We start from the raw sequence: 21595 nt of genomic DNA, 5'->3' as shown, positions 1-21595 counted from the left end.
CACTTCGGAAAGGTCGGCAGGAGGGCCGGGACGCCCGTCGGCCGGAGAGCGAAGCGCGGGCGTCCGGCCGGTGTGATCAGGGGGCGATCAGGACGGTCTTGCCGGGCAGCCGCCCGGCGGCGGAGTCGTCATGTACGGCACGCGACTCGGCCACCGGGCGGCGGTCGGCGATGTGGATGCGGAGTCGAGCATCGTCGACCCTGGCCACCAGCTCGGTCAGCTGGGTGGCGTCGCTGCGGACCCACAGGCCGGCGCTGCGGACCGAGCGGGCGGGGTCCTCCGGTATCGGGCCCGCTGTGCTGGCGGCCACGCCGCCGTCGGCGACGTAGCGCGACAGCCGCGCGGCCTCGTCCTCGGTGCCACGCACATGGTTCAGCAGAACCTCGAAGGGGCCACCGACCGCGGCCGGGCCCGTGGCGAGATCGAGGCGGCCGACGACCCGGGCGCCGTAGCCCTCGAGGCGCTCGGCGTGCCGCGGGCCGGCGGCCGCCGTCACCTGCGCTCCCGCGTCCACGGCGAGCTGGACCGCGAGACTGCCCACCGCACCCCCTGCCCCGTTGACCAGGACGGTCTGCCCTCGCTTCAGTTCGGCGAGCTCGAACAACACCTGCCAGGCCGACAGGCCGGTCAGGGGCAGCGCCGCGGCGTCGACCAGGTCGATCGACCGGGGCGCCGCGACCAGGGCCTCGGCCGGGGCGAGCACGTACTCGGCGGCCGCGCCCACGGCGTCGAGGGGCAGCATGGCCACGACCCGGTCGCCGACCTCCACGCCCGGCACCCCCGCGCCGAGTTCGGCGACCGTGCCCGCCAGGTCGATCCCGGGCACATGCGGGAGAGCGATGGGCAGCATCGCGTTCAGGGCTCCGGCGCGGATGTGGTCGTCGACCGGGTTGAACGACGTGGCCGCCACCCGCACCAGCACCTGCCCGGTGGCGGGGACCGGGCGCTCGATGTCCTCGTAGCGCAGGACCTCGCTGCTGCCGAAGTCGTGGTATCGCACTGCCTTCATGGCATTTCCTCTTGTGTATGTCGATGTGTGGGTGTGCCGGTGTGTGGGTGTTTCCTCAGCGGCGAGCTCAGGGAAGGCCGGCCGTCACCGATTCCGAAGTCGTCCGTTGACTTGCCCAGGCAAGTCAAACGTAACCACGATTGAGTTGCCCAGGCAAGTCATCTGAGTTGCCCAGGCAAGTAGGATGTGGGGTATGGACACCTCATCCCCCTGGCTCGACGACGACCAGCAAGAGCTGTGGCAGGCCCTGCTCACCATCGTCATCGCACTTCCGGCGGCCCTCGACCGTCAGCTGCAACGCGATGCGGGCATCTCCAACTTCGAGTACGGCGTTCTGGCTCGGCTGTCCATGTCCGACGAGGCCACCATGCGACTCAGCGACCTGGCCCGGGACTGCGACAGCACGCAGCCCCGCCTGTCGAAGGTGATGGACCGCTTCGAATCCCGCGACTGGGTCGTCCGCCGACCCGACCCCACCGACGGGCGCTACACCCTCGCCACACTGACCGACACCGGCCGACAGAAGGTCGTGGCGAGCGCACCGGAACACGTGGCGCAGGTGAAGCGCCTCGTCTTCGATCCGCTCAGCGCCGCTCAACGCCGCCACCTCAGCGCCGCACTCTCCCGCATCGCCGCCACCGTGCGCCGAGAAGTCGAAGGAGGGTGAGCGTCGTCCGGCGCCCTGAGGCAGTCGCACGGTTCCATCGCGGCGCTCATCGCGAGCTTGCGGTCGATCGTCGGCTCGCTCGACATCGACGACAAGCTCACCTGACCCACCCGGCGCGCCTGAAACGGGGCTCCTGGCTGCGGGCCCGGCACACTTCCCCGGGGGCTATCCCCCGGGGCCTCCCTGGGGCGGGCCGGATGGTCCGGACCGTCCGGGAAACGAGAGTGTGCTGAGGCATGACGAAGCCTCACAGGACACTCAGGAACGCCGCCACGAAGGGCGGCTCTCCGTCATGAACCCACGCATCACGCGCACCGCCGCCATCACCACACTGGCCGCGGCGCTGGCCTTCGCCGGGAGCCCCACCCTCGCCCAGGCCACCGCCGCATCGAGCGTGAACCAACGCCCGGACGTTCCACCGGGCCGGGTCGATCGCGCTGTCCAGCAGCAGCCGGTCGGTACGGCCCGGGAACATCGCCGCGTAGGCGGCACCGAGGTAGGTGCCGTACGAGATCCCGAAGTACGAGGTCTTCCGCTCGCCGCCACAGCGTCTACGGGTTCGGCGGCACCCCGGCGAAGGTCCGGGCGACCGTCGAGGGGATTGCCCGGCAGGCGGCCCGCACACCTCTGCGGGTGGGCCCGTACACCGCGGACGGCCGGCAGGTGCCGGCCGTATTGGCGGCTGTGATGGCCGACGACCGGGGGTTCGTCCGCGCGGCGAAGAACATCCGGGTGCTCCACGACGCGGCCCGGGGCCGCACCGTCGAGCCGACCGAGGAACTGCGCTCGGCTCTCGGCCCGCCGGACGACACCTCGGACATCCAGAACTCCCTCCAGCTTGCCCTGCTGTGCGGGGACCGCGCCGCGCCGCGGGACCTGTCCTGGTACCGGCGCAACGTCGAACGCAGCCGGGCGACGATGCCGCTGTACGGCCCGCTGTTCAACGGCGTGCACCCGTGTGCGCTCTGGCCCAACACACCGCTGGAACCGCCCGTGACCGGTGGCAACGACGCACCGGGCCTGATCGTCCAGGCCACCGGCGACCCGCGCACCAGTTATGGCAACGGGCAGGGGCTCCACCGCAAGATGCCGAACTCCCGGCTGATCACGCTGAGGGCACGGGTGCACGGCGTCTACACCGTCTACCCGAACCGATGCGTCTACCACCAGGTCAACGACTATCTGCGAACCGGCGAACTGCCCGCGCGGAACACGGTCTGTGACAAGGACCCGGCGCGTCAGACGCGTCAGACTCCCATGGCCACCATCACGACCAGCACGATCAGGAGCAGGACGATGTAGGCGACGGAGTGGACCCGGTCCGGGACCCGGCCGGTGACGCGCCTCGCCACGGCGATGGTGGGCAGTGATCCGATCAGCAGGGCGGCGCCCGCGGTGAGGTCGACGTAGCCGAGCCGGCCCGGGCCGGCGGATGTGGCGGGGGCGAGGGCGTAGACGAGCGTTCCGGCCAAGGCGACGGGGACGCTGAGGGGGTTGGCCATGGCGGTCGCCTCGGCCATGGGGAGGCCCCGGCGGCGCAGCAGCGGAACCGTCATCACGCTGCCGCCGACCCCCAGGCCCGCGGCCACCAGGCCGATGCCCACGCCGCCGAGGGTGGTGGTGCGCCGCCCCAGGGGCTCCGGACGGGTCCGGTGCGCCACGGAGAGGAAGCCCTTCCTCAGCAGACTGTCGGCGATCGTCACCAGCAGATAGGCGGCGAACAGCAGGCGCAGCGCCGTGCCGCCGATCAAGGTGGCCGCGAAGGATCCGGCGACGGCGCCGACCGCGATGAACGCCGCCAGCGGCCAGACGTAGGCGCGGCGCAGTCGGCCCTGCCGCCACTGGGCCAGCGCCGCGGCGGCGGCATTGACGACCATGACCGCCGCCGAGGTGGCCACGGCGATGTGCATGGCGTCCGTGTCCTTTCCCGGAGCCGCCGTCACGGTCAGGACGCCGTAGACGACGGGGACCGTGATGAAACCGCCGCCGAAGCCGAAGAGCACCGTCGTGATGCCGGTCAGGCAGCCGAGGAACAGAAGGGTGGAGAACGAGGTCAGCACTGGTCAGACGCTATTGACCGGCAGGCGTGGCGGGCAATCGACGGATTGCCATGTTCCTACGCGCAGCAGACAGGGGGCGGGCGGTGCCGCGTAGCCTCGCGGTATGCGCAACATCCGGGTCGCGGAGGTGGACGACCTCGATCGTGCCGTGCTGGCCATCGGCACCGACTACCCCCAGGACCATCTGCTCGTCTGGCATGAGCACCGCCGCGCCCAGGTGCTGTACGCGGCCACCGGCGTGATGCGGGTCGAGACGGCGGACGGCAGCTGGACGATACCCACCGCCCGCGCGGTGCTGATTCCGTCCATGACCGGGCATCAGGTGACGATGACGGGCGTCAGCACCCGCAGCCTCTATATCGAGCCCGCCGCCGTGCCGTGGTTTCCCGCCCGGTGTCAGGCCGTCGATGTCTCCGCACTGCTGCGGGCGCTGATCCTGGAGGCCGTGGAGATGGAGCCGCGCTACCCCGAGCACAGCCGCGACGCGGCGGTGGCGGCCCTCATCCTCCACGAGCTCAAGAACCTCACGCCGCTGCCGCTCGATGTGCCGCTGCCCTCCGAGCCGCGGCTGCGCGGCCTGTGCGAGGCGTTCCTGCGGAAGCCGGACATCCATGACCCGCCCGCCCGGTGGTGCGCTGCCCTCAACATCAGCGAACGCACCCTCGCCCGGCTGTTCCGGCGCGGCACCGGTCTGAGCTTCTCGCGGTGGCGGCAACGCGCCTGCGTTCTGCACTCCCTTCAGCACCTCACCGCGGGCGTGCCCGTCACACGCATCGCGGCCCAGCTCGGCTACGACAACCCCGCCGCCTACACGGCCGCGTTCAAGAAGCTCCTCGGCCAACCGCCGACGGCGTACCGGAGCCCCGACGCCACGGGCATTGGCGACCGGGGCTGACGCTCGGCGAGACCCCGGGCGCGTCAGCCGGGCCGGACATCGCCGGACGGGACATCGGTGGGCTGGACATCGGTGGGCTGGACACCGCTGGATGGCATTTCGGCCTGGATGTCGGCGACGAGCTTCTTCGCCGCCGCCAGCTTCGGCCCATAGACCGCGGGATCCGTGGCGTTGAGCGCGGTGAAGATGTCCACGGCTTCCCGCGCCCGCGCGAGCGCCTGGTCCCCGCGGCCGGACTGCCGCAGATAGGGGATCGTCGGATACATCAGCCAGTCGCCCAGCCCTCCGCGAAACCTCCCCGGGTTCTCGGTGGCGAGTCGGCGGAGCAGGTCGGTGGCCTCGACGGCACGCTGTGCGCCTTGGGTGTGGTCGGGCTTGCCCCACAGGGCCTGGGCCAGATTGACCAGCGTCCACGCCTTTCGGTAGCGGAGGTCGTCAGATCCGGGCTGCTCACCGATCAGCGTGTCGTAGAGGCCGAGCGCCTCCCGCATGCGCCCGATCGCGTCATCGTGGTGGCCACTGGCCATCAGATACGTGCCCGCCGGAAACACCAGCCACTGCGCGAGCGTCGCACGGAAGCCGGCGTCCAGGGCCACGACCTCGCGGGCCACCGCGATCGCGTCGGCCGCCCGGGCGTTGGCCTCCTCGCGCGCCGGGCCCGGCAGGTTCCAGAGGGTCTGGGCCCGCGCCACCAGCGCTCGGGCGTCCGCGATCCGGGCCGTCGCCGTCGGCGTGGCCGTGTCGTAGAAACACGTCTGGAGCCTCGGCACCTCGCCGATCTCGCTGCCGAAGTCGACCCGGTAGAGCGATACGCTCCCAGCCGTCGAGGGCACCGCGGCCAGTTCGGCGTACGACCACCAGGGCTGGCCGAGCCACTGCGGCGCCGACCACTGGGGCTGCTGGGGATCCCGGTAGATGGTCTGCACGCGGCTGTCCCGGCCCTGCCAGAACCAGTTGAGCCGCCGGTCCCCGGTCACCGCGGGGACGATCGTGTAGGGATACCCCCATTTGGTGAGATGGCGCGGGGTGATCTCGGCCGGGGCGCTCCAGCCGCCGTCGTAGTGGATGTTCCACATGACCCCGAACGTGCCCTGCCAGACCACATCGGCCTTTCCGTCGCCGGTGCCCATGGCGTGGATGGACGACGGGAAGTCGTTCCCGGGGAATTCGGCGATCTGGGCGGGTGTGCTCCACGCGGGGCCGGGCGTGTGGGAATCGTAGGTGACGCTGTGCAGTGTGCGGTTGTTCATGGTCCACACCGCCAGCACCACCCCGGGCGCCGGACAGGCCACCGTGAGGTCCGAGTTCAGCGAGATGGCGCCGGCCGGGGTCGCCGCCCGCGGTGGCCCCCAGGCCCCCTTGGCGTCCTGGAACGCGGCCATCAGCGTGCCGGTGCCGTTGTCCTGCCACATCACGACGACCGAGCCCGGTGCGGCGGCGACCTCGGCGAACGAGACATCGGTGGCGCCGCCGCTCACCTCGACCGGGGCGTCCAGCCATCCGGTGGGCCGGGTGGGGTCGGTGCGCGTGGCGTAGACCTCGCCCTCCTTGCCCCGCATCACCACGGTGATCAGGCCTGGTCCCGATGACACGGCGCGCGGCATGGGTTCCTCCCGCACCGTGTTCTCCGCGCTGATGGCCACCGACGGTTTCCAGGCCGGTGCGGCCGCGGTGGCGTCGTAGGACGTGGTGCGCAGCTGTGCCTTGTCCCGGTCCCGCCACACCAGCACGGTGTGCCCCGGCCGGTCCGACACCGCGGCCGGGGACACCACGCCGTCCGGCACCTCCACCGGGGTCCAGGGGGACCATGCGGGGGTGCGCGGGTCCTTGGCCCAGTAGGCCACGGTGTCGTGGAAGCCGATGAGTTTGGCCAGCCCCGTCCTGACCCGCATATCGGCGCGGAGCTGGTCGGCGTAGTAGGCGCGGGCGTCGTCGTACTCGGCCTGCCCGCCCGGGCGCCACCCGACTTCGGCGTGGCCCGTGTCGTAGCCGGTGATGTGGTCCACGCACTGGTGGGCCAGGAAGTAGCTGCCGCGGTCGTCGGGACCGCCGCCGATATGGGGCTCGATGGCCTGGTCGGCGTGTTGGAACACCCAGTCCAGCCGCGCCGCGTGGCGGGTCAGCTCCTCGCGGGCCAGCCGGTCCTCGCGGTACAGCGGATTGAGCCCGGCGATCACACCGAACCGGACGGTCAGCACATAGACGTAGGCGATATACGCCAGTCGATGGTCGAAGACGCTTTCCGGTGCATGGGGATCCGGGCGGTAGAAGTACGAGTCGCCCTCCAGCAGCGTATTCGCCGCCAGCCGTGAGTTGTCGTCCGCGTTGGACCGCAGCAGGGGGTCCTTGCGCCCGTCGGCGACCCAGGCGCTCAGCTCGTCCGTGGCCGTGCGGGCGCGCCCGCGCAGCCCCTCCAGATCGCGCCGCAGGTTGAGGACATACGCCTGCTGCTCGACCCTGACCGCCTGTTTCACGGCCTCGAGCACCTCGTCGAACCGCCCCTGGAGGGCGACGAAATCCTGGTGCAGCACCTCCAGCCGGGCCAGGATCTCCTCTTCGGGAGTGGGAGTGTGACTGCCGAGGCTGACGAAGGCGACGATGCCCTGGTATGCCTCGTACGCCTTCTTGCCGGCTTCATACACCGCCAGTGCGGTGGCGATGGGCGTGGCCATATCCGGTGTTTCCCCCCTCGGCCCGTGCCCCCCCGCGGGCACGCCTGAGCCAAGTGAACCACCGGACAAGGACACATATGGTGGAAATATCCTTGAGCGCCCCCTGCGCGCGGGGGCCACTGGTGGCGCCGGTCGGGCTACACCTGGGCGAGGATGCCCCCGTCGACGCGGAACTGCGATCCGGTGAGCCAGCGCGCCCGCTCCGACACCAGGAAAGCGACCAACTCGGCGGCGTCCTCAGGGGTTCCGGGGCGGTTCATCGGCACGTTCAGCCGCTCCGCGAGGCCGCGCTGCGCCTCCTCCAGCGACACTCCCTGGCTGTCGGCGATCTTCTGATGGTGTGCGATCGCCCCCGGGGTGGCGATGAAGCCCGGCAGAACGCACACCACCCGCACCCCGGCCGGGCCGACCTCGGCCGCGAGCGAGCGGCTGTAGCTGTTCAGCGCGGCCTTGGCCGCCGCGTAGGCGGCCTGGCCCGGCTGCGGCAGATGGCTCGCGATGGAGGAGACATGCACCACGACCCCCGAGCCGCGCTCCACCATGCCCGGGACCAGCTCCTGGTCCAGCCGGACCGCGGACAGCAGATTGCTCTCGAGGTCCGCCTGCCAGGTCGCCGGCGGCCGGGTCAGCGTGTCCTCCGGAGCACTGCCGGCGCCGGCGTTGTCGACGAGGATGTCCACCCCGCCGGCGGCCTCGCGCACCCGCTCCGCCAACTGCCGCGCACCGTCGGGGTCCGCGAGGTCCGCGGTGAGGAACCGCGCCGGCAGCGAACCCTCGGGCGGCGCCGATCTGGCCGCCGCGAACACGGTGGCGCCCGCCGCGGCGAGTCGCCGCACGATCGCCGCGCCGAGTCCGCGACTCCCGCCCGTGACCAGGGCGCGCCGTCCCGCAAGTCCTTCGTCGAGGATCGGCGAGGAGCCGTCGATCCCGCTCCCACCAGGGGGTAGGTTGCTCTCTGGGCCGTTCATGCGCTCAGAATACCTGACTTACCAGTAAGGCAGTTTGATATGCCGGAGCAAGCCGATCGAAGGCGTACCGACACCCGTCGGCGCGTGCGGGCCATCGCGCTGAAGATGTTCACCGAGCGGGGCTACGAGCTGACGTCGTTGACCCAGGTCGCCCAGCAGGCGGGGGTCACCAGGCAGGCCGTCCTGCACCACTTCGCGAACAAGGAGGAGCTGCTCACCAGTTCCTACGAAGAACTGCTCCCGGCGCTCGACGCCGTCATCGAGTCCGCACGCGCCCACCCGCCGTCCGCGGCGACCCGTATGCGAGCCGTCGAGGAGTTCGACGCCCTGGTCCGTGGCGAGCACGGTGCCTCGCTGGTGTGCGCCCAGGTCAACGAGCACGCCCTGCGGGGCCTGACCGCCGCGCGCACACTCCAGCAGCGGCTGGGCGACCTGACCCGCGCACTGGCCACCGGCGAAGGGCCCGAGGGGGTGATGCGCGGACGGCTGGCCCTGTCCGCTGTGATCATGGCCGCGGCACGCGGCCGCGAACTGGGCGGCCGGCAGGCGGAGCGCCACGCAGCGGCGCTCGCGGTGGCCCGCTCACTGATCGCACCCGACACCGAGCGCTAGCAAGGATCTCCCGAACCCCGAACCCCCGCCCCGCCCGGCGGATCACGGTCCGAGCCGTTCAGGGACGCAGTCCGGTGAGGAGACCGCGGCGGGCCGAGTCGACGTGTTCTTCAGCGCGCCGGGCCAGCGTCTCGCGGTCGCCGGAGCGCAGGAGCGTCGCCAGTTCATGGTGTTCGTCCACCACCCGGGCACGGTAGTGCTCGTAGCCGAGGGCGATACGACGGAGCTGGAACAGATAGACCTGTGAGCGCACGGCGTGCCATGCCGCGCCGAGTCTGCGGTTGTTCGAGGCCGCGTAGATCAGGTCGTGGAAGGCGATGTCGAGCGCGAGCAGCCGCGCGCCGGACGCCTCGCCGCCGACCTCCTCCGCCATCGCCCGGACCAGGGTGTCCAGCTCGGTCAGCTGCTCGGCGGTCGCGTTTGCCTGCGCGCTCGTCGCCGCGAGGCGGTCGAGCGCGGCGCGCACGGCGTAGACCTCCTCGACGTCCTGCTCGGTGACGTCGATGACGGTGGTGCCACGGTGCCAGGCGCTCCGGACCAGCCCTTCGCGTTCGAGGAAGGCGAGTCCTTCGCGTACCGATCCGCGGCTGACCCCCAATGAGGCGGCGAGTTCGACCTCGCGCAGCGGCGATCCGGGCGGGAAGTGGCCGGCGAAGATCGCCTCGCGGATGAGGTCGGCGGCCTCGTGTGCCAGTCCGCGGCGGCTGGCTTTGGGGAGCGGTGCGGTGGGCATGTCGAATGTTGACATGGGGATCTGCGGTGCTGCAAGGTCTGAAGCCATCCGAGCCGAGGGAGCCGCTCCATGTCTGTGCGTCCTGCCGTGCATCTGGCCATACCCGTGGATGATCTGGATGCCGCGCGCCGGTTCTACGGTGGCGTCCTGGGGCTTGCCGAGGGGCGTTCCACCGGCCACTGGGTCGATTGGGACCTGCACGGCCATCAACTGGTGACCCATGTTGTCCCCGGTGGCCCCGTGTCCACCGGGTCCAGTTCGGTCGACGGGCAGGCGGTGCCGATTCCGCACTTCGGGCTGCTGCTGTCGACGGAGGACTTCCACGCGCTCGCCGACCGGCTCCGCGCGGCGGGCACCGACTTCGTCATCGAGCCCTGCCTGCGCTTCCGGGACGAGCCGGCGGAGCAGTGGACGATGTTCCTCCACGATCCGGCGGGCAACGCGCTGGAGTTCAAGGCGTTCCGTGACGAGTCGAAGGTGTTCGCGCGATGAGGCGGGTGCTGGTCACAGGGGCGTCGCGGGGCATCGGCCGGGCCGTGGCCCACGCCTTCGCCGAGCGCGGCGACCGCGTGGGGGTGCACTACGCGACCGGCCTCGCGGATGCCGAGGACACTCTGCGAGGCTTGCCCGGCTCCGGCCATGGTCTGCTCGGCGGCGATCTCGGTGAGCCACAAGCGGCGCGGGACATCGTCGAGCAGGCCGTGCGGACGCTGGGCGGGGTCGATGTGCTGGTCAACAACGCGGCCATCGCGCCGTCCGCCGAGAACCGGCACTCCGTGGCCGACGTGTCCTACCCGGACTGGCAGCGGATCTGGCACCGCATGATCGACGTCAATCTACTGGGTGCGGCGAACATGACCTATTGCGTCGCCCGGCATCTCATCGACCGCGGCGCCACCGGAAGCATCGTCAACATCGGTTCCCGCGGCGCCTTCCGGGGCGAGCCGGACTTCCCCGCGTACGGCGCGAGCAAGGCCGCGCTGCACGCGTTCGGGCAGTCGATGGCCGTCACGCTGGCGCCGCACGGGATCGCGGTGGCGTCCGTGGCCCCCGGGTTCGTCGCGACCGAACGGCAGGCCCCCAAGATGACCGGTCCCGCCGGGGACGAGCTACGGGGCCAGAGCCCGTTCGGGCGGGTCGGGACGCCCGAGGAGGTCGCCGCCGCCGTGCTGTACCTGGCCTCACCGGAGGCCGCGTGGTCCTCCGGAGCCGTGCTCGACCTCAACGGCGCGTCCTACCTCCGGACCTGAGAGAGCACCTCGGTCATCCGGCCCGGACGAGGGCGACGGCGAGCAGCGTGAAGGCGAGCACGATCACGCCCACCCGCACGTAGTGAAACCGGTCCCACCGGCCCACCTGCTGCTTCCAGTCCGCGGGCACGCCCTCGCGCGACCAGCTCGCGACCCGCGAATTGATCGGCACCAGCAGGAGGATCGACATCACCACGCTCAGCACGAGCAGGAGCGTGCCCGCGGTGACGAACGACGCGCCCGCGTCGCCCCACGTCACCGCGGCCCATATCGCGCCGAGGACGACCGAGCCGATGTACCAGAACGGCATGACCCTGCCCAGGACGCGCGCGCCGTCGCCGCGGGCGTCGAGTCCGCCGTCGTTCGGGAGCCGGTCGAGGATCGGGTTGACGAACGCCGCCACCGCGAACTCCACGCCCACCATCACCCCGACCACGACGACGGTGACCACTGCCAGTACGTCCCGCATGTCCCCTCCAAGGTTTTCCCAGCACTCATTCCTAGCACCGCTAGAATCTGGTGCGACGATAGACCTGCCGACGCACGATTGTCTAGCGGTGCTAGGATCGGGTCATGTCGGTACACGAACGCAAGGCACGCGAGCGGGCCCACCGCCACCAACTGATCGTCTCAACGGCCCGCGAACTCGCCGAGACCCACGGCTGGGACGCGGTCACCACACGCCGGCTCGCCGAGCGGATCGAGTACAGCCAGCCCGTGCTCTACAGCCACTTCCGCAGCCGGAACGAGATCGTGGGAGCGGTCGCGCTGGAGGGATTCGCCGAGCTGACGGCCGCGTTGCGCGCCGCGGTGCCGGAAGGGCCGGCCGACCGGGAGGCGGTGACCGCGCTGGCCCACGCCTACACCGACTTCGCCGAGCGCAACCACGCCCTGTACGACGCGATGTTCAGTCTCGACAACGGCCTGCCCTTCGCCGACGAGGCCACCCCCGCCCCCCTGCGCGAGGGGTACCAGGCCCTGCTCGACCCGCTCCAGGACCACGCGGGCTCCGACGCACCGGGATTGTTCGTCGAGACGTTCTGGGCCGCGCTGCACGGACTGGTCATGCTCACCCGTGCCGGACGCATGCCCGCCGACCAAGTTCCCCAGCGCCTCGACCTCCTGATCGACCGCTTCATCCCCCGCTGAGGCCCGCGGGACGCCCGGGCCTGCGCGCTGCGGACGCCGCACGGGGCCAGCCGGCCACCGGCCGCGGCGACCCCTGGCCGTACCGCCCGGGGAGGTTGTGACCCGCGCCGCCGGCCATGGGTCATCGGAGTCGGCGCGACCGAGTCAGCACCCGATCGCGCCCGGACCGCTCAGGAGTTGACGGCCGCCATGCCCGTCGGGCGTGCGGAAAGCAGCGCCAGGCAGTTCTCCCACAGGGCTTCGAGGTGCTGGGTGTTGTTGTAGAGCTTGGCGAACAGCACCTGGCCCTCGAGCTGGGCGACGACCGACCGGGCGGCGTCACGGGTGTCGCCGACGGTGGCCTCCCCGCGCTCCCGGGCTTCGGCGATGACCGTATCGACCATCTCCACCTGGGCGTCGAAGATCTGCTGAAGGCGAGCGCGGATGGGCTCGGTCTGATTGCTCAGCTCCAGGGTGAGGTTGCCGAACATGCACCCGGAGACCGTTCCACAGCTCTGCTGTCCCGCCCGCAGACCGGCCTGGGTCTGCTGGAACAGCCGGCGCAGCCGCGTGAGCGGCTCCGCGTCGTCCTCCAGGGCCCGGGCCCAGTCGTCGCGCTGCGCGTGCCAGTGCTCGTCGAGGACGGCCAGGGCGAGAGCCTCCTTCGACTCGAAGAAGTAGTAGAAGCTGCCCTTGGGGACGTCGGCCGCCTTGCAGATCTCGGCGACACCCAGCGCCGAGTAACCGCGCAGTTCGATGAGCGAGTGCGCGGCGTTGAGGATCTTCTCCTTCGCATCACTGGTGCGTCCCATGGCGGCAAGTGTACGACCGATCGTCTATAACGAGGATCCGCGGCCTCCGGGCGCTCGGCCGGGCGCCCGGGGTCGGCCTGGCCACCGTGGGTTTATGCTGGTGGCTATATCTAGACGACCGGTCCACTAACCTCGGCCGACCGGTCGCCCGCGAGACGGTTCAGCTCGACCGCCCCGCGACCCCTGCCTCACTCGCGGAGCGGAACATGATCATGAAGGAGTCCCTGGTCGAGCTCACCACCACCGTGCCCGAGGGCACCGACCCCGCCGAGGTCAGCCGCCGCCGCGCCGACGAGTCCGTCCGGGCGAAGGAGTTCGCCGCCACCGGCCACCTGGTCCGGCTGTGGCGCCCGGTGGGCGAGCTCCTGGGCGAAAGGGGCGTTCCAGCCGCCCTCACCCCCGGCAACGCTTGGCCAGGCGGCGTGTCAGTCCTGGGAGAGCGGTGCCTGCCAGGAGAGCGGCGAGCGGCACGGCGGCATCCAGCCAGGGATTCCGGAACGGTTTGTAGGTGACGGTGCCGTTCTTGATCTCGATGAAGCCGCGGGGCCGGGCCCGGACTCCTCCACCTCCCGCACCTTCGCCGCCGGTCTTGCCCGCATCGCCCTCGGATCCCGCACCACCGCCGAAGCCCAAGCCGAAGCCGACACTGACCTCGGCGACCGGAATGACGGTGACGCCCCCGTTGGTGACGGGCTCGCCGTAAACGACCCTCCCCGAGGTCAGGCTGCCGAGTTCGTCCGCGAGACGCTCCAGCAGGGTGGCGGAGGCTTGGTCGGCGGTCATGCGCGCCGGCGGGACGGGCCGGGCTCTGTCGTCCGGAGCGGTCATCGGGTGCCTCCTGGGGCGGTGCTGCCGAGTCGTCGTCCTTCGCGCGCCCGCGCGATGAGCTTAGTCGGTGTGGTGGGACGGCTGTGTTGAGTCATGACAAGAGAACGAGACATTGGCGCCGGGCGGGCGAATGGTCTATGGCGGAGCGGAACTTGATGCGTATGGAGACGTCCATTCCGTTGCGCCGATCGGTATTTCGTGGCCTGTTCCCCAGGCCGATACGGTCGGATTTATGGAGTGGAATTTTCAGACGGCCGAAAACCTCGTGGCCGCTTTGCGTGCCGGTGAAGTGACCTCGGCGGAACTGACCGATCAGGCGATCGCCCGTATTGAGCGGGACGACAAGGCGATCAACGCGATCTGTGTGCCGGACTTCGACCGGGCACGGGCCGCCGCGCGCGGTGCCGACGAGGCGCGTGCCCGTGGTGAGGACCGGCCGCTGCTCGGCATTCCGGTGACGGTCAAGGAGTCCTACAACATCGCCGGGCTGCCCACGACCTGGGGCATGCCACCACATCGGAACTTCATGCCCGCCGAGGACGCGGTGCAGGTGTCGCGGCTCAAGGACGCGGGCGCGGTGGTGCTCGGCAAGACCAATGTGCCGTTGGGGCTGCAGGATGTGCAGAGCTTCAACGAGATTTACGGCACCACCAATAACCCGTGGGATCACGGTCGTACCCCGGGTGGGTCCTCCGGCGGATCGGCGGCGGCCCTGGCGTGCGGATTCGGCGCGCTGTCCATCGGCTCCGACATCGGCGGTTCCTTGCGCACCCCCGCGCATTTCTGCGGTGTCTACGCACATAAGCCGACCCTCGGGCTCGCGGCCGGCCGCGGCATGGTCCCGCCGCCCGCACCGGCCTTGCCGACCGACTCCGACCTCGCCGTCGTCGGTCCGATGGCACGCACGGCCCGCGACCTCGCGCTCCTGCTCGACGTGATGGCCGGGCCGGACCCGCTGACGCTGGGTGTGGCGCACACCGTGACGCTGCCGCCCGCGCGCCATGAGCGGCTCCGCGACTTCCGGGTCCTGGTCCTCGACGAGCATCCGCTCATTCCGACCGGGTCCGCCGTACGAGCGGGCCTGAACCGGGTGGCCGACGCGCTCGCCGACGACGGCGCCCGCGTCGAACGGCACAGTCCGCTGCTGCCCGATCTGACCGAAGCCGCCAAGCTCTACGCACAGTTGCTGTTCTCGAGCCTGGTCGCGCGTTTCCCCCTCGAAGCGTACGAGGAGCTGCGGGCCGGCGCCGCCGCGCTGAGCGCGGACGACCAGAGTCTCGATGCGGCGCGGCTGCGCGGCATGGTGTTCAGCCACCGCGACTGGATCGCGGCGAACGACCGTCGCGAGCGCCACCGCCATGGCTGGCGGCAGCTCTTCGCCGAGTTCGACGCCGTGGTGTGTCCCATCACGCCCACTCCCGCGTTCCCGCACGACCACAACCCCGATCGGCTGGAACGCCGGATCGACATCGACGGTGTCGCGTACCCGTACCTCGACCAGCTCGTCTGGGCCGGTCTGCCCACCATGCCCGGCCTGCCCGCCACCGCCATACCGGCGGGCCGGTCCCCCGAGGGTCTGCCGGTGGGAGTGCAGCTCATCGGCCCGATGTTCGAGGACCGCACCCCGCTGCGGCTGGCCGAGCTGCTCGAGCGGAAGATCGGTGGCTTCCAGGCACCGGAGTAGGACGTAATACTGCCGGGTGTCCGCGACTGCGGCCCAGGGCAATCTGTGTGGGGTAGCCGGGTCAGGGCTAGGTGGTCCGGCTACCCCCGCACACGGGCAACTGAGATGTTCAGTTGGCCACGCTATTCAGTCAGCCACGCTTTTCAGTTGGCCACGCTGTTCAGTTGCCCACCCGCAGGTGCCGTCGTTCGGCCAGCTCCTCCGGGCTGACCGCGGTAAGGACCGGGGTACCGGGAGGCGCGAACATGGTCACCACCAGCTGCGACTGCGCGTCCGGAAGGTTGTTGGCGCCCTGGTAGTGGATCACGTCCCCGCCGGGCTCGAACACGGCGTCACCGGCCTTGAGCACCCTCGGCGCCTCCCCTTCCAGCTCGAAGAGGATCTCGCCCTCGGTCACATAGCCATACAGCGGTCCGGGGTGCCGGTGCGGCGGCGCGCCAGGATCACCGGGCGCCAGGGTGACCCGAACGGTCCTGGCCTCGGCGCCGGCCGGGATCCGGTCCGACGCCTCCGGCAGGGTCATGATCACCTCAACGCCATGTGGCAGGTGTGCGTGCTCAGCACTCATGGGTTCCTCCAAACAGGGACTGTCCATAGAAAGGACAAGATGGCCTCCCTGTTTGTGACAGCCCCGCCTCCGCTCCTCGAGAAGCCCGACGAAGGACGAGGCGACGAGGGCGACAGCGCGGTCGTCGTCGTGGGTCAGTTGGCGCAGGACCTCCCGCACGGTGGTTCCCGACAGCTCGACCAGCGCCTGGGCCAGGCGGATCCGTGTCGCGGAGTCGGCGGTGGGGGCGGCGAGTTCGTCGGCCAGCGCGGTCGTGATCCGGTCCGCGCACCCGGGGTCCTGGGACAGCGCTCCCAGGACCTCCGCCGCGTCGACGTCGTTGGAGCCCTCGACCACCATGGCGACGAGGGTCGGCACGGCCGCGGTCACGCCACGTCTGCCCAACGCCAGAGCGGCCTGTCTGCGCACCCTCGGGTCCGGGTCCCCGAGGGCGTCCACGAGCACCGCGGTCGCGCCCGGGGTCTCGGGCAGTCCGGCGATCGCCAGTACCGCGCGCCGCCGGATGTCGACGTCCTCCGCGTGCACACCAGCGGCCAGCGTCGCCACGCCGTCGCCGCCCGATCGGGCGAGCGCCCAGCGCAGGGCGCCCGCGACATTGGGGTCGGATTCGGCCAGGACCGCCCCGGCCAGCAGTTCGGCGGGCACCGGCACATCCCCCGGCCGGGCCAGGATCGCCTGCTGCCTGCGCGCGGCGCTGGTCGAGTTGAGCCCCTGCATGAGTTCGACGATGCGCAGGACGTCCTGCCAGCCGGTGGGCGCCGACGCGTCGATCGCGCGGAGCCGGTCGAGCAGCTCCGCTTCCCGCGCCAGGCGGTCTTCCGTCCATTGAATGAGGTCGCTGACCAGGGCGGCCGGGGTGAAGGCCGGGTCGTCCAGCGCGCGCCCGATCTGTTTGAGCGAGAGCCCGAGGGACCGCAGGCTCTCCACGTGGAAGATTCTGCGGACGTCCTCGGCGGAGTACTCGCGGTAGCCGCCGACGGTGCGGCCGGTCGGGCGTACCAGCCCGAGGGCGTCGTAGTGCCGGAGCATCCGGGCGCTCACGCCCGAGTGACGGGCCACCTCGCCGATCAGCAATCCGCGATCTCCGTAGTCTCCGCGGTCTCCGCAGCGTTCGCGGACGCCGCAGCCTTCGCGGACGCCGCGGCCTCCGCACCCTCGGTGACTCCCGGCGCAGCCGCGGCGGCAGCGGCCTCCGCGGCAGCGGCTCCTTCCGGGCCGAGCGTGACCACTCGCTTCGCCTCCTCGATCGCCGCGTCGAATCCGGTCTCCGGGTTCTGCCGGAGCAGCTCGGTGGCACGGGCGTGCGTGGCCACCTCCGGGTCGGGGTTCGCCGCGGCCCGCCCCAGGGCGGGTTCGGTCACCTCGCCGAGGTCGACCAGGGCCCGGCTCAGGCTCAGCCGCACCTCGCGGTCGCCGCGGCCGAGCCGCGTGACCAGCTCCTCGGCCAGGCCCTCCCGCTCGTCCTCGGGTACGAGGACGACCGCGACGCGCCACGCGGTCCGCGCCACCTCGTCGTCGGCGTCGTGCAGCAGGTCGCGGGTGATCCAGGCCCATGCGCCCTTGTCGCCGATCTTGGAGAGCGTGTGCAACGCCTGGCCGCGGGCCTGAGCGCGCTCGGAGTCGAGTTCCTGGCGGATCCGGGGCAGGGTGATCTCCGGTGGGAGCCGGGTCAGCGCCCAGGACAGCATGTCCCGTACGAAGAAGTCCGGCTCGATGGCGCACCGCTCGACGAGCGGCTCCAGGAAGCCGGGGTCGGGGTTCGAGCCGACCGCAAGGGCCGCCTGAAGCCGGACCGATGAGTCCTCGGCGCTCAGGGCGTTGGCCACGCGGGTGTTCTGCGGGGTTCCGATGGATGTGTTGATCGGGGCCACCTCCTGCACCCAGGGCACACGTTATCACCGTGTCAAGGTCAAGCCCGTGACCGGCGGATCGGAAGATCCGCTGGTCACGGGCCGAAACCGGTGCACCCTGGGAACAGCGCTCAGTCGCGCGACGCGGATGCGGAGGCCCCGTTCGCGGAGCCGTTGATCACGAACTGCGAGCCCGGCTCCTTCACCACGTCGCCCTCGGCCGAGTTGGTGATCGTCACGTTCGTCAGCGTGGCGCTGCCGCGCGCCCCGCTCATCGCGAGGATCCCGGACCCGTTGGTGGACTTGTCGATGGTGACGTTCTCGATCCGGACACCGGGCATCGCGCCGCCGCCCGTCTTGAACTGGATGCCGTCGTAGGTGGAGTCGTGGATGTCGGTGTCGCGGATCGTGACCCCGGGGATGTCCTGCCCCTGGGCGAACAGGGTGATCGCGCCGAACTCCTGCGCCTCGCCCCAGAACGCGCCGCCCGTGCGGTACAGGCCGTTGTTGGCGATGAGCGTCTGGCCCGAGAAGGGCAGCGGGTCGTGGTCCGTGGCGAGCATGATCCCCGGGTAGTTCATGGTGTCGGAGATCAGGTTGTTCTCGATCGTGTTGCCGTAGCCGCCGTAGACCGCGATGCCGTTGGCCCGCCAGGGCAGTTGGACGGTGTTGTTGCGGAAGTGGTTGTCGTGGCCGATGTCCGTCGAGGTGTCCTTGACGTACTTGTTGGCCCAGACGGCGAGTGAGTCGTCGCCGGTGTTGCGGAAGGAGGAGTTGTAAACGGTCGAATTGCGGGTGCCGTTGGTGAAGTTGACGCCGTCGGCGTAGGTGTTGCGGATCCGTACGCCGCTGAATTCGAGGCCGTCACCGGGCCCCCACAGCTCGGGGATGTTGGAGTAGTCGCGGCCGACCCAGGCGCCGACGTTGGCGTGTTCGAGCCATACGTTGGTGATCTTGGTGTTCTTGCCGAAGCGGCCGTTGAGCCCGACGCCGCCCTCGGCGCCGCCGTCGCCACCGCGGATGGTGCCGGAGCCGAAGATGGCGATATCGGAGATCTTGGTGTTGTCGTCGATGTCGAAGCCGAAGTTGCCCTCGTGGGGGTGGTTGATGCCGCCCGCTTCCTGGGGCGGGATGAGCGAGTAGAGCTGGGAGTGCCACATCCCGGCGCCGCGGATGGTGACGTCCCGGATGCCCATCTGGTTGTACTGGCCGTGGTTCTGCGGGTCGTCGGTGAGGATCTTCTTCTCCTGGCGCCACTGGCCCGCGGGGATCCACACGCAGGGGATCCGGCCCTCCTGGTCCGCCGTGACGGCGCGCTGGATGGCGTCCGCGTCGTCGATGCCGTCGTTGGGCACGGCCCCGTAGTCGGTGATGGAGACGCAGTCGGCGGGCTTGGTGGCCGGTGCCGCGACCTGCTCCAGGTCGACCAGGTCGATGATGTAGAAGGCCGCGTCGTCACCGGCATCCCGCTGGAGCCGGAACTTGGTGCCCACCGGGTAGGAGTCGGTGAGCAGGGCGTGGGACTCGTCGAACAGCCGCCGGGCGTCGCCACCGGGCCGATTGGTCAGGCCCTCGGGATCGTCGGTGGTGCCGTAGAGCCAGCTGTGCTTGGAGGACAGGGTGAGTTTGCGGACGAACTTCCCGTCCGCGTAGAGGCTGATGGTGGCCTCCTTGCCGCCACCTGCTGCCGCGTCCGGGATGGAGTTGCGGACGACGATCGAGTTGGACGGTGTGGTGGAGGTGAACTCCACGTACTGCCCCGTGCTGTCGAGTCGGACCGATGCGCGCCCGGAGGACTCGGTGGCGAAGTTGGTGTGCCCGAAGGTGCGCTTGGCGTCCGACTTCAGCAGGGTCCCGTCGTACCGGCCGTCCTCGGCCTCGTACTCGGTGTACGGCACGGCGGCGCCGCGTCCGACGACGAGGGAGCGGGCGAAGGTGTTGTTGTCCTCGTTGGTCTCGGCGACGGTGCCGGTGGCGTCGGCCGTCGCGGTGAGCGTCGCTCCACCGTTGGTGGCGGTCCAGCTGCCGTCGATGGCCACGGTGGCGGTGCCACCGGCCGGGATGGCGCCCGCCGTGCCGTTCAGCGTGGTCTCGCCGACGGTGAGCCGGGTGACCGATCCGGCGGGCACCGCGCTCGTACCCCTGTTGTGCACGGCGACGGTGAAGGTGACCTTGGCGCCGACGGCCGGGCTGGAGGGGTTGGTGGTGATGCCGCTGACCTCCAGGTCCGGCCCGGGGGCCTGGCCGACGACCAGCTTCGTGGCGGCGTTGCGGCTGTTGTTGCTGTTGTCGAGTTCGGCGACCGTGTCGGTCGGGTCGACGACGGCGGACACGGTGTAGCTGCCCATGGGCCGCTTGCCGACCTTGACCGGCACCTTCACCGAGGCGCCCGGCGCGAGCGCGTCGACGGCGCCGCTGCCGGCGACCGCGCCCTCGAGGCTGACGTTCACGGTGGTGGCGGGTGCGGCGACCGGCCCGGCGTTGCGGACCGTCGCCTCCACGGTGACCGCGTCCGTCTCGGACGGCGCCTGGGGCGACCAGGAGAGATCGGTGACGGTCAGATCGGGAGCGGGCGCGGCCGAGCCGACGACCTCGAACTCGGCCACCTGTCCCCCGCCGGCGCCGGTGTTGCCGAAGAACTGCAGCCGTACGTCCGCGTACCGGCCCGTGACCGGGATGGTCACCGTGTTCTTGTTCTGCGACGGGTTGAACGTGTAGTCGGCCCGGTCCTTCAGCGAGGTGAAACCGGACTCCCCGATCGGCCGCCCCAGCACCTGGATGCTCTGCGACCGGGTGCTCCAGACGGGATCGGGGTTCAGCTTGACGACGACGCCGGTCAGATCGGCGTCGGCGCCGAGCTTCGCGGTGAGCGTCGAGGACTGCCCGCTCGCCTCCCAGTAGCTGGCGGTGCTGCCGTCGTTGGCGTTGCTCGCCACGTAGTTCTGGGTGGTCGACGACGCCTCGATCGGCTTGCGCAGGGCCAGGTTGGTGCCCGCGGGCGGGTCCCCGGGGTCCTCCCCGCCGGCCTCCCCGCGCACCTCCACCTCGGAGAGCTGGGCGGCGTTCCAACCGGTGTTGCCAGTCACCTGTACGCGCACGTACCGCGCCTCGGCCGTGACATCGAGCGCCACGGTGTTGCCGGACGACGGCGAGAAGTCCTTGCGCGCGTCGGCGACCACCGTGGTGAAGTTCTGGCCGTCGGCGCTGGCCTGGACCCTGACGCCCTCGGTGCGGGACTCCCACGAGGCGGGGAGCTTCAGCACCACCTCGTCGATGTCCGCCTTGTTCCCGAGGTCGACCTGCACCCACTGCGGGAACGAGCCCGCGGGCCCCTCCCAGTAGGAGGACTGGCTGCCGTCGGTGACATTGCTCGCCGGATAGGAGCCGTGTGCCCCACTGGCCGTCACCGGCCTGCCCAGCGCCAGGTTCGCTCCCTCCGCGGCATGTGCTGCCACGGGCAGCAGCCCGACCGTGAGCAGACCCGCCGTCACCAGCCCGGCGGCTAACCGCCGACCGTGATGTCTTCTTCTCATGAGGCCCTCTCGATCCCTTCCCCTGAGCGCCCGCGACCGGCCCCGCCACCCGCCGCCCACAGACGCGCAGGTTTCTCGGGGCAGGGAGCACGCAGGCATGAGGGAGCGGTGCGCCTGGTGGACGATGACGGTGTTCAGCGGGCCCGGACGATGTCGCGGTGGAGAAGCCGAGCCAGCCGCAGTGCAAGAGTTGAGTAATTTCGTCTATCTTTTGCAGTGCCTTGACGACAGATTTCTACTGCCCATCGACTTTGTCAACGGCCTGGCACAGCGGAGTACTTGGTGACCGAGCGCTTCGGCCGGCCGGCGCGCACCGTCTTCGGCAA

The 21595-nt window shown here is 70.7% G+C and carries 19 protein-coding genes and 2 pseudogenes; 9 read left to right on the top strand and 12 right to left on the bottom strand.

The features are described 5' to 3' along the window. Positions 1-76: 76 nt before the first annotated feature. Positions 77-1009: an NADP-dependent oxidoreductase gene (locus J8403_RS35070; protein ID WP_211126652.1), complete on the bottom strand. Its 933-nt coding sequence runs from the start codon at positions 1007-1009 to the stop codon at positions 77-79. A gap of 193 nt (positions 1010-1202) precedes the next feature. On the opposite strand from J8403_RS35070, the gene J8403_RS35065 reads away from it, so the two are divergent. Further along, positions 1203-1676, top strand: coding sequence for a MarR family winged helix-turn-helix transcriptional regulator (locus tag J8403_RS35065; RefSeq protein ID WP_211126651.1), 474 nt, complete (start codon positions 1203-1205; stop codon positions 1674-1676). 633 nt (positions 1677-2309) lie between these two features. Further along, complete coding sequence (locus J8403_RS35060) at positions 2310-2978, top strand: alpha/beta hydrolase (RefSeq protein WP_211126650.1); 669 nt, start codon at positions 2310-2312, stop codon at positions 2976-2978. Here J8403_RS35060 and J8403_RS35055 read toward each other — a convergent pair. Then, the gene (locus J8403_RS35055; RefSeq protein WP_211126649.1) at positions 2924-3736 is read right to left on the bottom strand and encodes a sulfite exporter TauE/SafE family protein; all 813 of its coding nucleotides are present in this window, start codon (positions 3734-3736) and stop codon (positions 2924-2926) included. The genes J8403_RS35060 and J8403_RS35055 overlap by 55 nt on opposite strands. Positions 3737-3839: 103 nt before the next feature. Here J8403_RS35055 and J8403_RS35050 point away from each other — a divergent pair, with 103 nt between their 5' ends. Then, on the top strand, positions 3840-4631 hold the full coding sequence (locus J8403_RS35050; protein ID WP_211126648.1) for an AraC family transcriptional regulator: 792 nt from the start codon (positions 3840-3842) through the stop codon (positions 4629-4631). A 23-nt stretch (positions 4632-4654) separates the two neighbouring features. On the opposite strand, the gene J8403_RS35045 is transcribed toward J8403_RS35050, so the two are convergent. Together J8403_RS35045 and J8403_RS35040 are read right to left on the bottom strand one after the other, a co-directional pair. Further along, positions 4655-7303: a PLL family lectin gene (locus J8403_RS35045; RefSeq protein ID WP_211126647.1), complete on the bottom strand. Its 2649-nt coding sequence runs from the start codon at positions 7301-7303 to the stop codon at positions 4655-4657. A gap of 137 nt (positions 7304-7440) precedes the next feature. Next, on the bottom strand, positions 7441-8271 hold the full coding sequence (locus tag J8403_RS35040; protein WP_211126646.1) for an oxidoreductase: 831 nt from the start codon (positions 8269-8271) through the stop codon (positions 7441-7443). Between the two features lie 84 nt (positions 8272-8355). Between J8403_RS35040 and J8403_RS35035 the strand changes: the two genes are divergently transcribed. Continuing rightward, a complete protein-coding gene (locus tag J8403_RS35035) occupies positions 8356-8883 on the top strand; it encodes a TetR/AcrR family transcriptional regulator (RefSeq protein WP_246586138.1) in 528 nt (175 codons plus the stop codon). A 58-nt stretch (positions 8884-8941) separates the two neighbouring features. On the opposite strand, the gene J8403_RS35030 is transcribed toward J8403_RS35035, so the two are convergent. Beyond that, entirely contained in the window at positions 8942-9631 is a 690-nt protein-coding gene (locus J8403_RS35030) for a GntR family transcriptional regulator (protein WP_246586137.1), read from the bottom strand. A 54-nt stretch (positions 9632-9685) separates the two neighbouring features. Here J8403_RS35030 and J8403_RS35025 point away from each other — a divergent pair, with 54 nt between their 5' ends. Further along, positions 9686-10108: a VOC family protein gene (locus J8403_RS35025; protein WP_211126644.1), complete on the top strand. Its 423-nt coding sequence runs from the start codon at positions 9686-9688 to the stop codon at positions 10106-10108. Further along, positions 10105-10866, top strand: coding sequence for an SDR family NAD(P)-dependent oxidoreductase (locus J8403_RS35020; protein WP_211126643.1), 762 nt, complete (start codon positions 10105-10107; stop codon positions 10864-10866). The genes J8403_RS35025 and J8403_RS35020 overlap by 4 nt, the downstream gene beginning before the upstream one ends. A 13-nt stretch (positions 10867-10879) precedes the next feature. On the opposite strand, the gene J8403_RS35015 is transcribed toward J8403_RS35020, so the two are convergent. Then, complete coding sequence (locus tag J8403_RS35015; RefSeq protein WP_211126642.1) at positions 10880-11335, bottom strand: anthrone oxygenase family protein; 456 nt, start codon at positions 11333-11335, stop codon at positions 10880-10882. 104 nt (positions 11336-11439) lie between these two features. Between J8403_RS35015 and J8403_RS35010 the strand changes: the two genes are divergently transcribed. Next, positions 11440-12015, top strand: a complete 576-nt coding sequence (locus tag J8403_RS35010) for a TetR/AcrR family transcriptional regulator (RefSeq protein WP_211126641.1) — start codon at positions 11440-11442, stop codon at positions 12013-12015. 170 nt (positions 12016-12185) lie between these two features. On the opposite strand, the gene J8403_RS35005 is transcribed toward J8403_RS35010, so the two are convergent. Continuing rightward, a complete protein-coding gene (locus J8403_RS35005; protein WP_211126640.1) occupies positions 12186-12806 on the bottom strand; it encodes a TetR/AcrR family transcriptional regulator in 621 nt (206 codons plus the stop codon). 212 nt (positions 12807-13018) lie between these two features. Between J8403_RS35005 and J8403_RS44000 the strand changes: the two are divergent. Next, positions 13019-13171, top strand: a pseudogene (locus tag J8403_RS44000) (muconolactone Delta-isomerase family protein); the annotation flags it as partial. Between the two features lie 28 nt (positions 13172-13199). On the opposite strand, the gene J8403_RS34995 reads toward J8403_RS44000, so the two are convergent. Next, positions 13200-13634 (bottom strand): spore germination protein GerW family protein, encoded by a 435-nt coding sequence (locus J8403_RS34995; protein ID WP_211126639.1) that lies wholly within the window; start codon positions 13632-13634, stop codon positions 13200-13202. A gap of 232 nt (positions 13635-13866) precedes the next feature. Here J8403_RS34995 and J8403_RS34990 point away from each other — a divergent pair, with 232 nt between their 5' ends. Further along, positions 13867-15318 (top strand): amidase, encoded by a 1452-nt coding sequence (locus tag J8403_RS34990; RefSeq protein ID WP_211126638.1) that lies wholly within the window; start codon positions 13867-13869, stop codon positions 15316-15318. A gap of 160 nt (positions 15319-15478) precedes the next feature. On the opposite strand, the gene J8403_RS34985 is transcribed toward J8403_RS34990, so the two are convergent. The 4 genes and pseudogenes from J8403_RS34985 to J8403_RS34970 all read right to left on the bottom strand — a co-directional run bounded on the left by J8403_RS34985 (position 15479) and on the right by J8403_RS34970 (position 21269). Continuing rightward, complete coding sequence (locus tag J8403_RS34985; protein WP_246586417.1) at positions 15479-15841, bottom strand: cupin domain-containing protein; 363 nt, start codon at positions 15839-15841, stop codon at positions 15479-15481. Positions 15842-15955: 114 nt separating this feature from the next. Next, positions 15956-16960, bottom strand: a pseudogene (locus tag J8403_RS34980) (MerR family transcriptional regulator); the annotation flags it as partial. Further along, positions 16954-17775, bottom strand: a complete 822-nt coding sequence (locus J8403_RS34975) for a HEAT repeat domain-containing protein (protein ID WP_425519855.1) — start codon at positions 17773-17775, stop codon at positions 16954-16956. The pseudogene J8403_RS34980 and the gene J8403_RS34975, both read right to left, overlap by 7 nt. Before the next feature lie 92 nt (positions 17776-17867). Beyond that, entirely contained in the window at positions 17868-21269 is a 3402-nt protein-coding gene (locus J8403_RS34970) for a CARDB domain-containing protein (RefSeq protein ID WP_211126637.1), read from the bottom strand. Between the last annotated feature and the right edge of the window lie 326 nt (positions 21270-21595).

This window comes from Streptomyces yatensis (assembly GCF_018069625.1).
GTDB classification, from domain to species: Bacteria; Actinomycetota; Actinomycetes; order Streptomycetales; family Streptomycetaceae; genus Streptomyces; species Streptomyces yatensis.
This window is presented reverse-complemented; position numbering and strand designations above follow the sequence as displayed.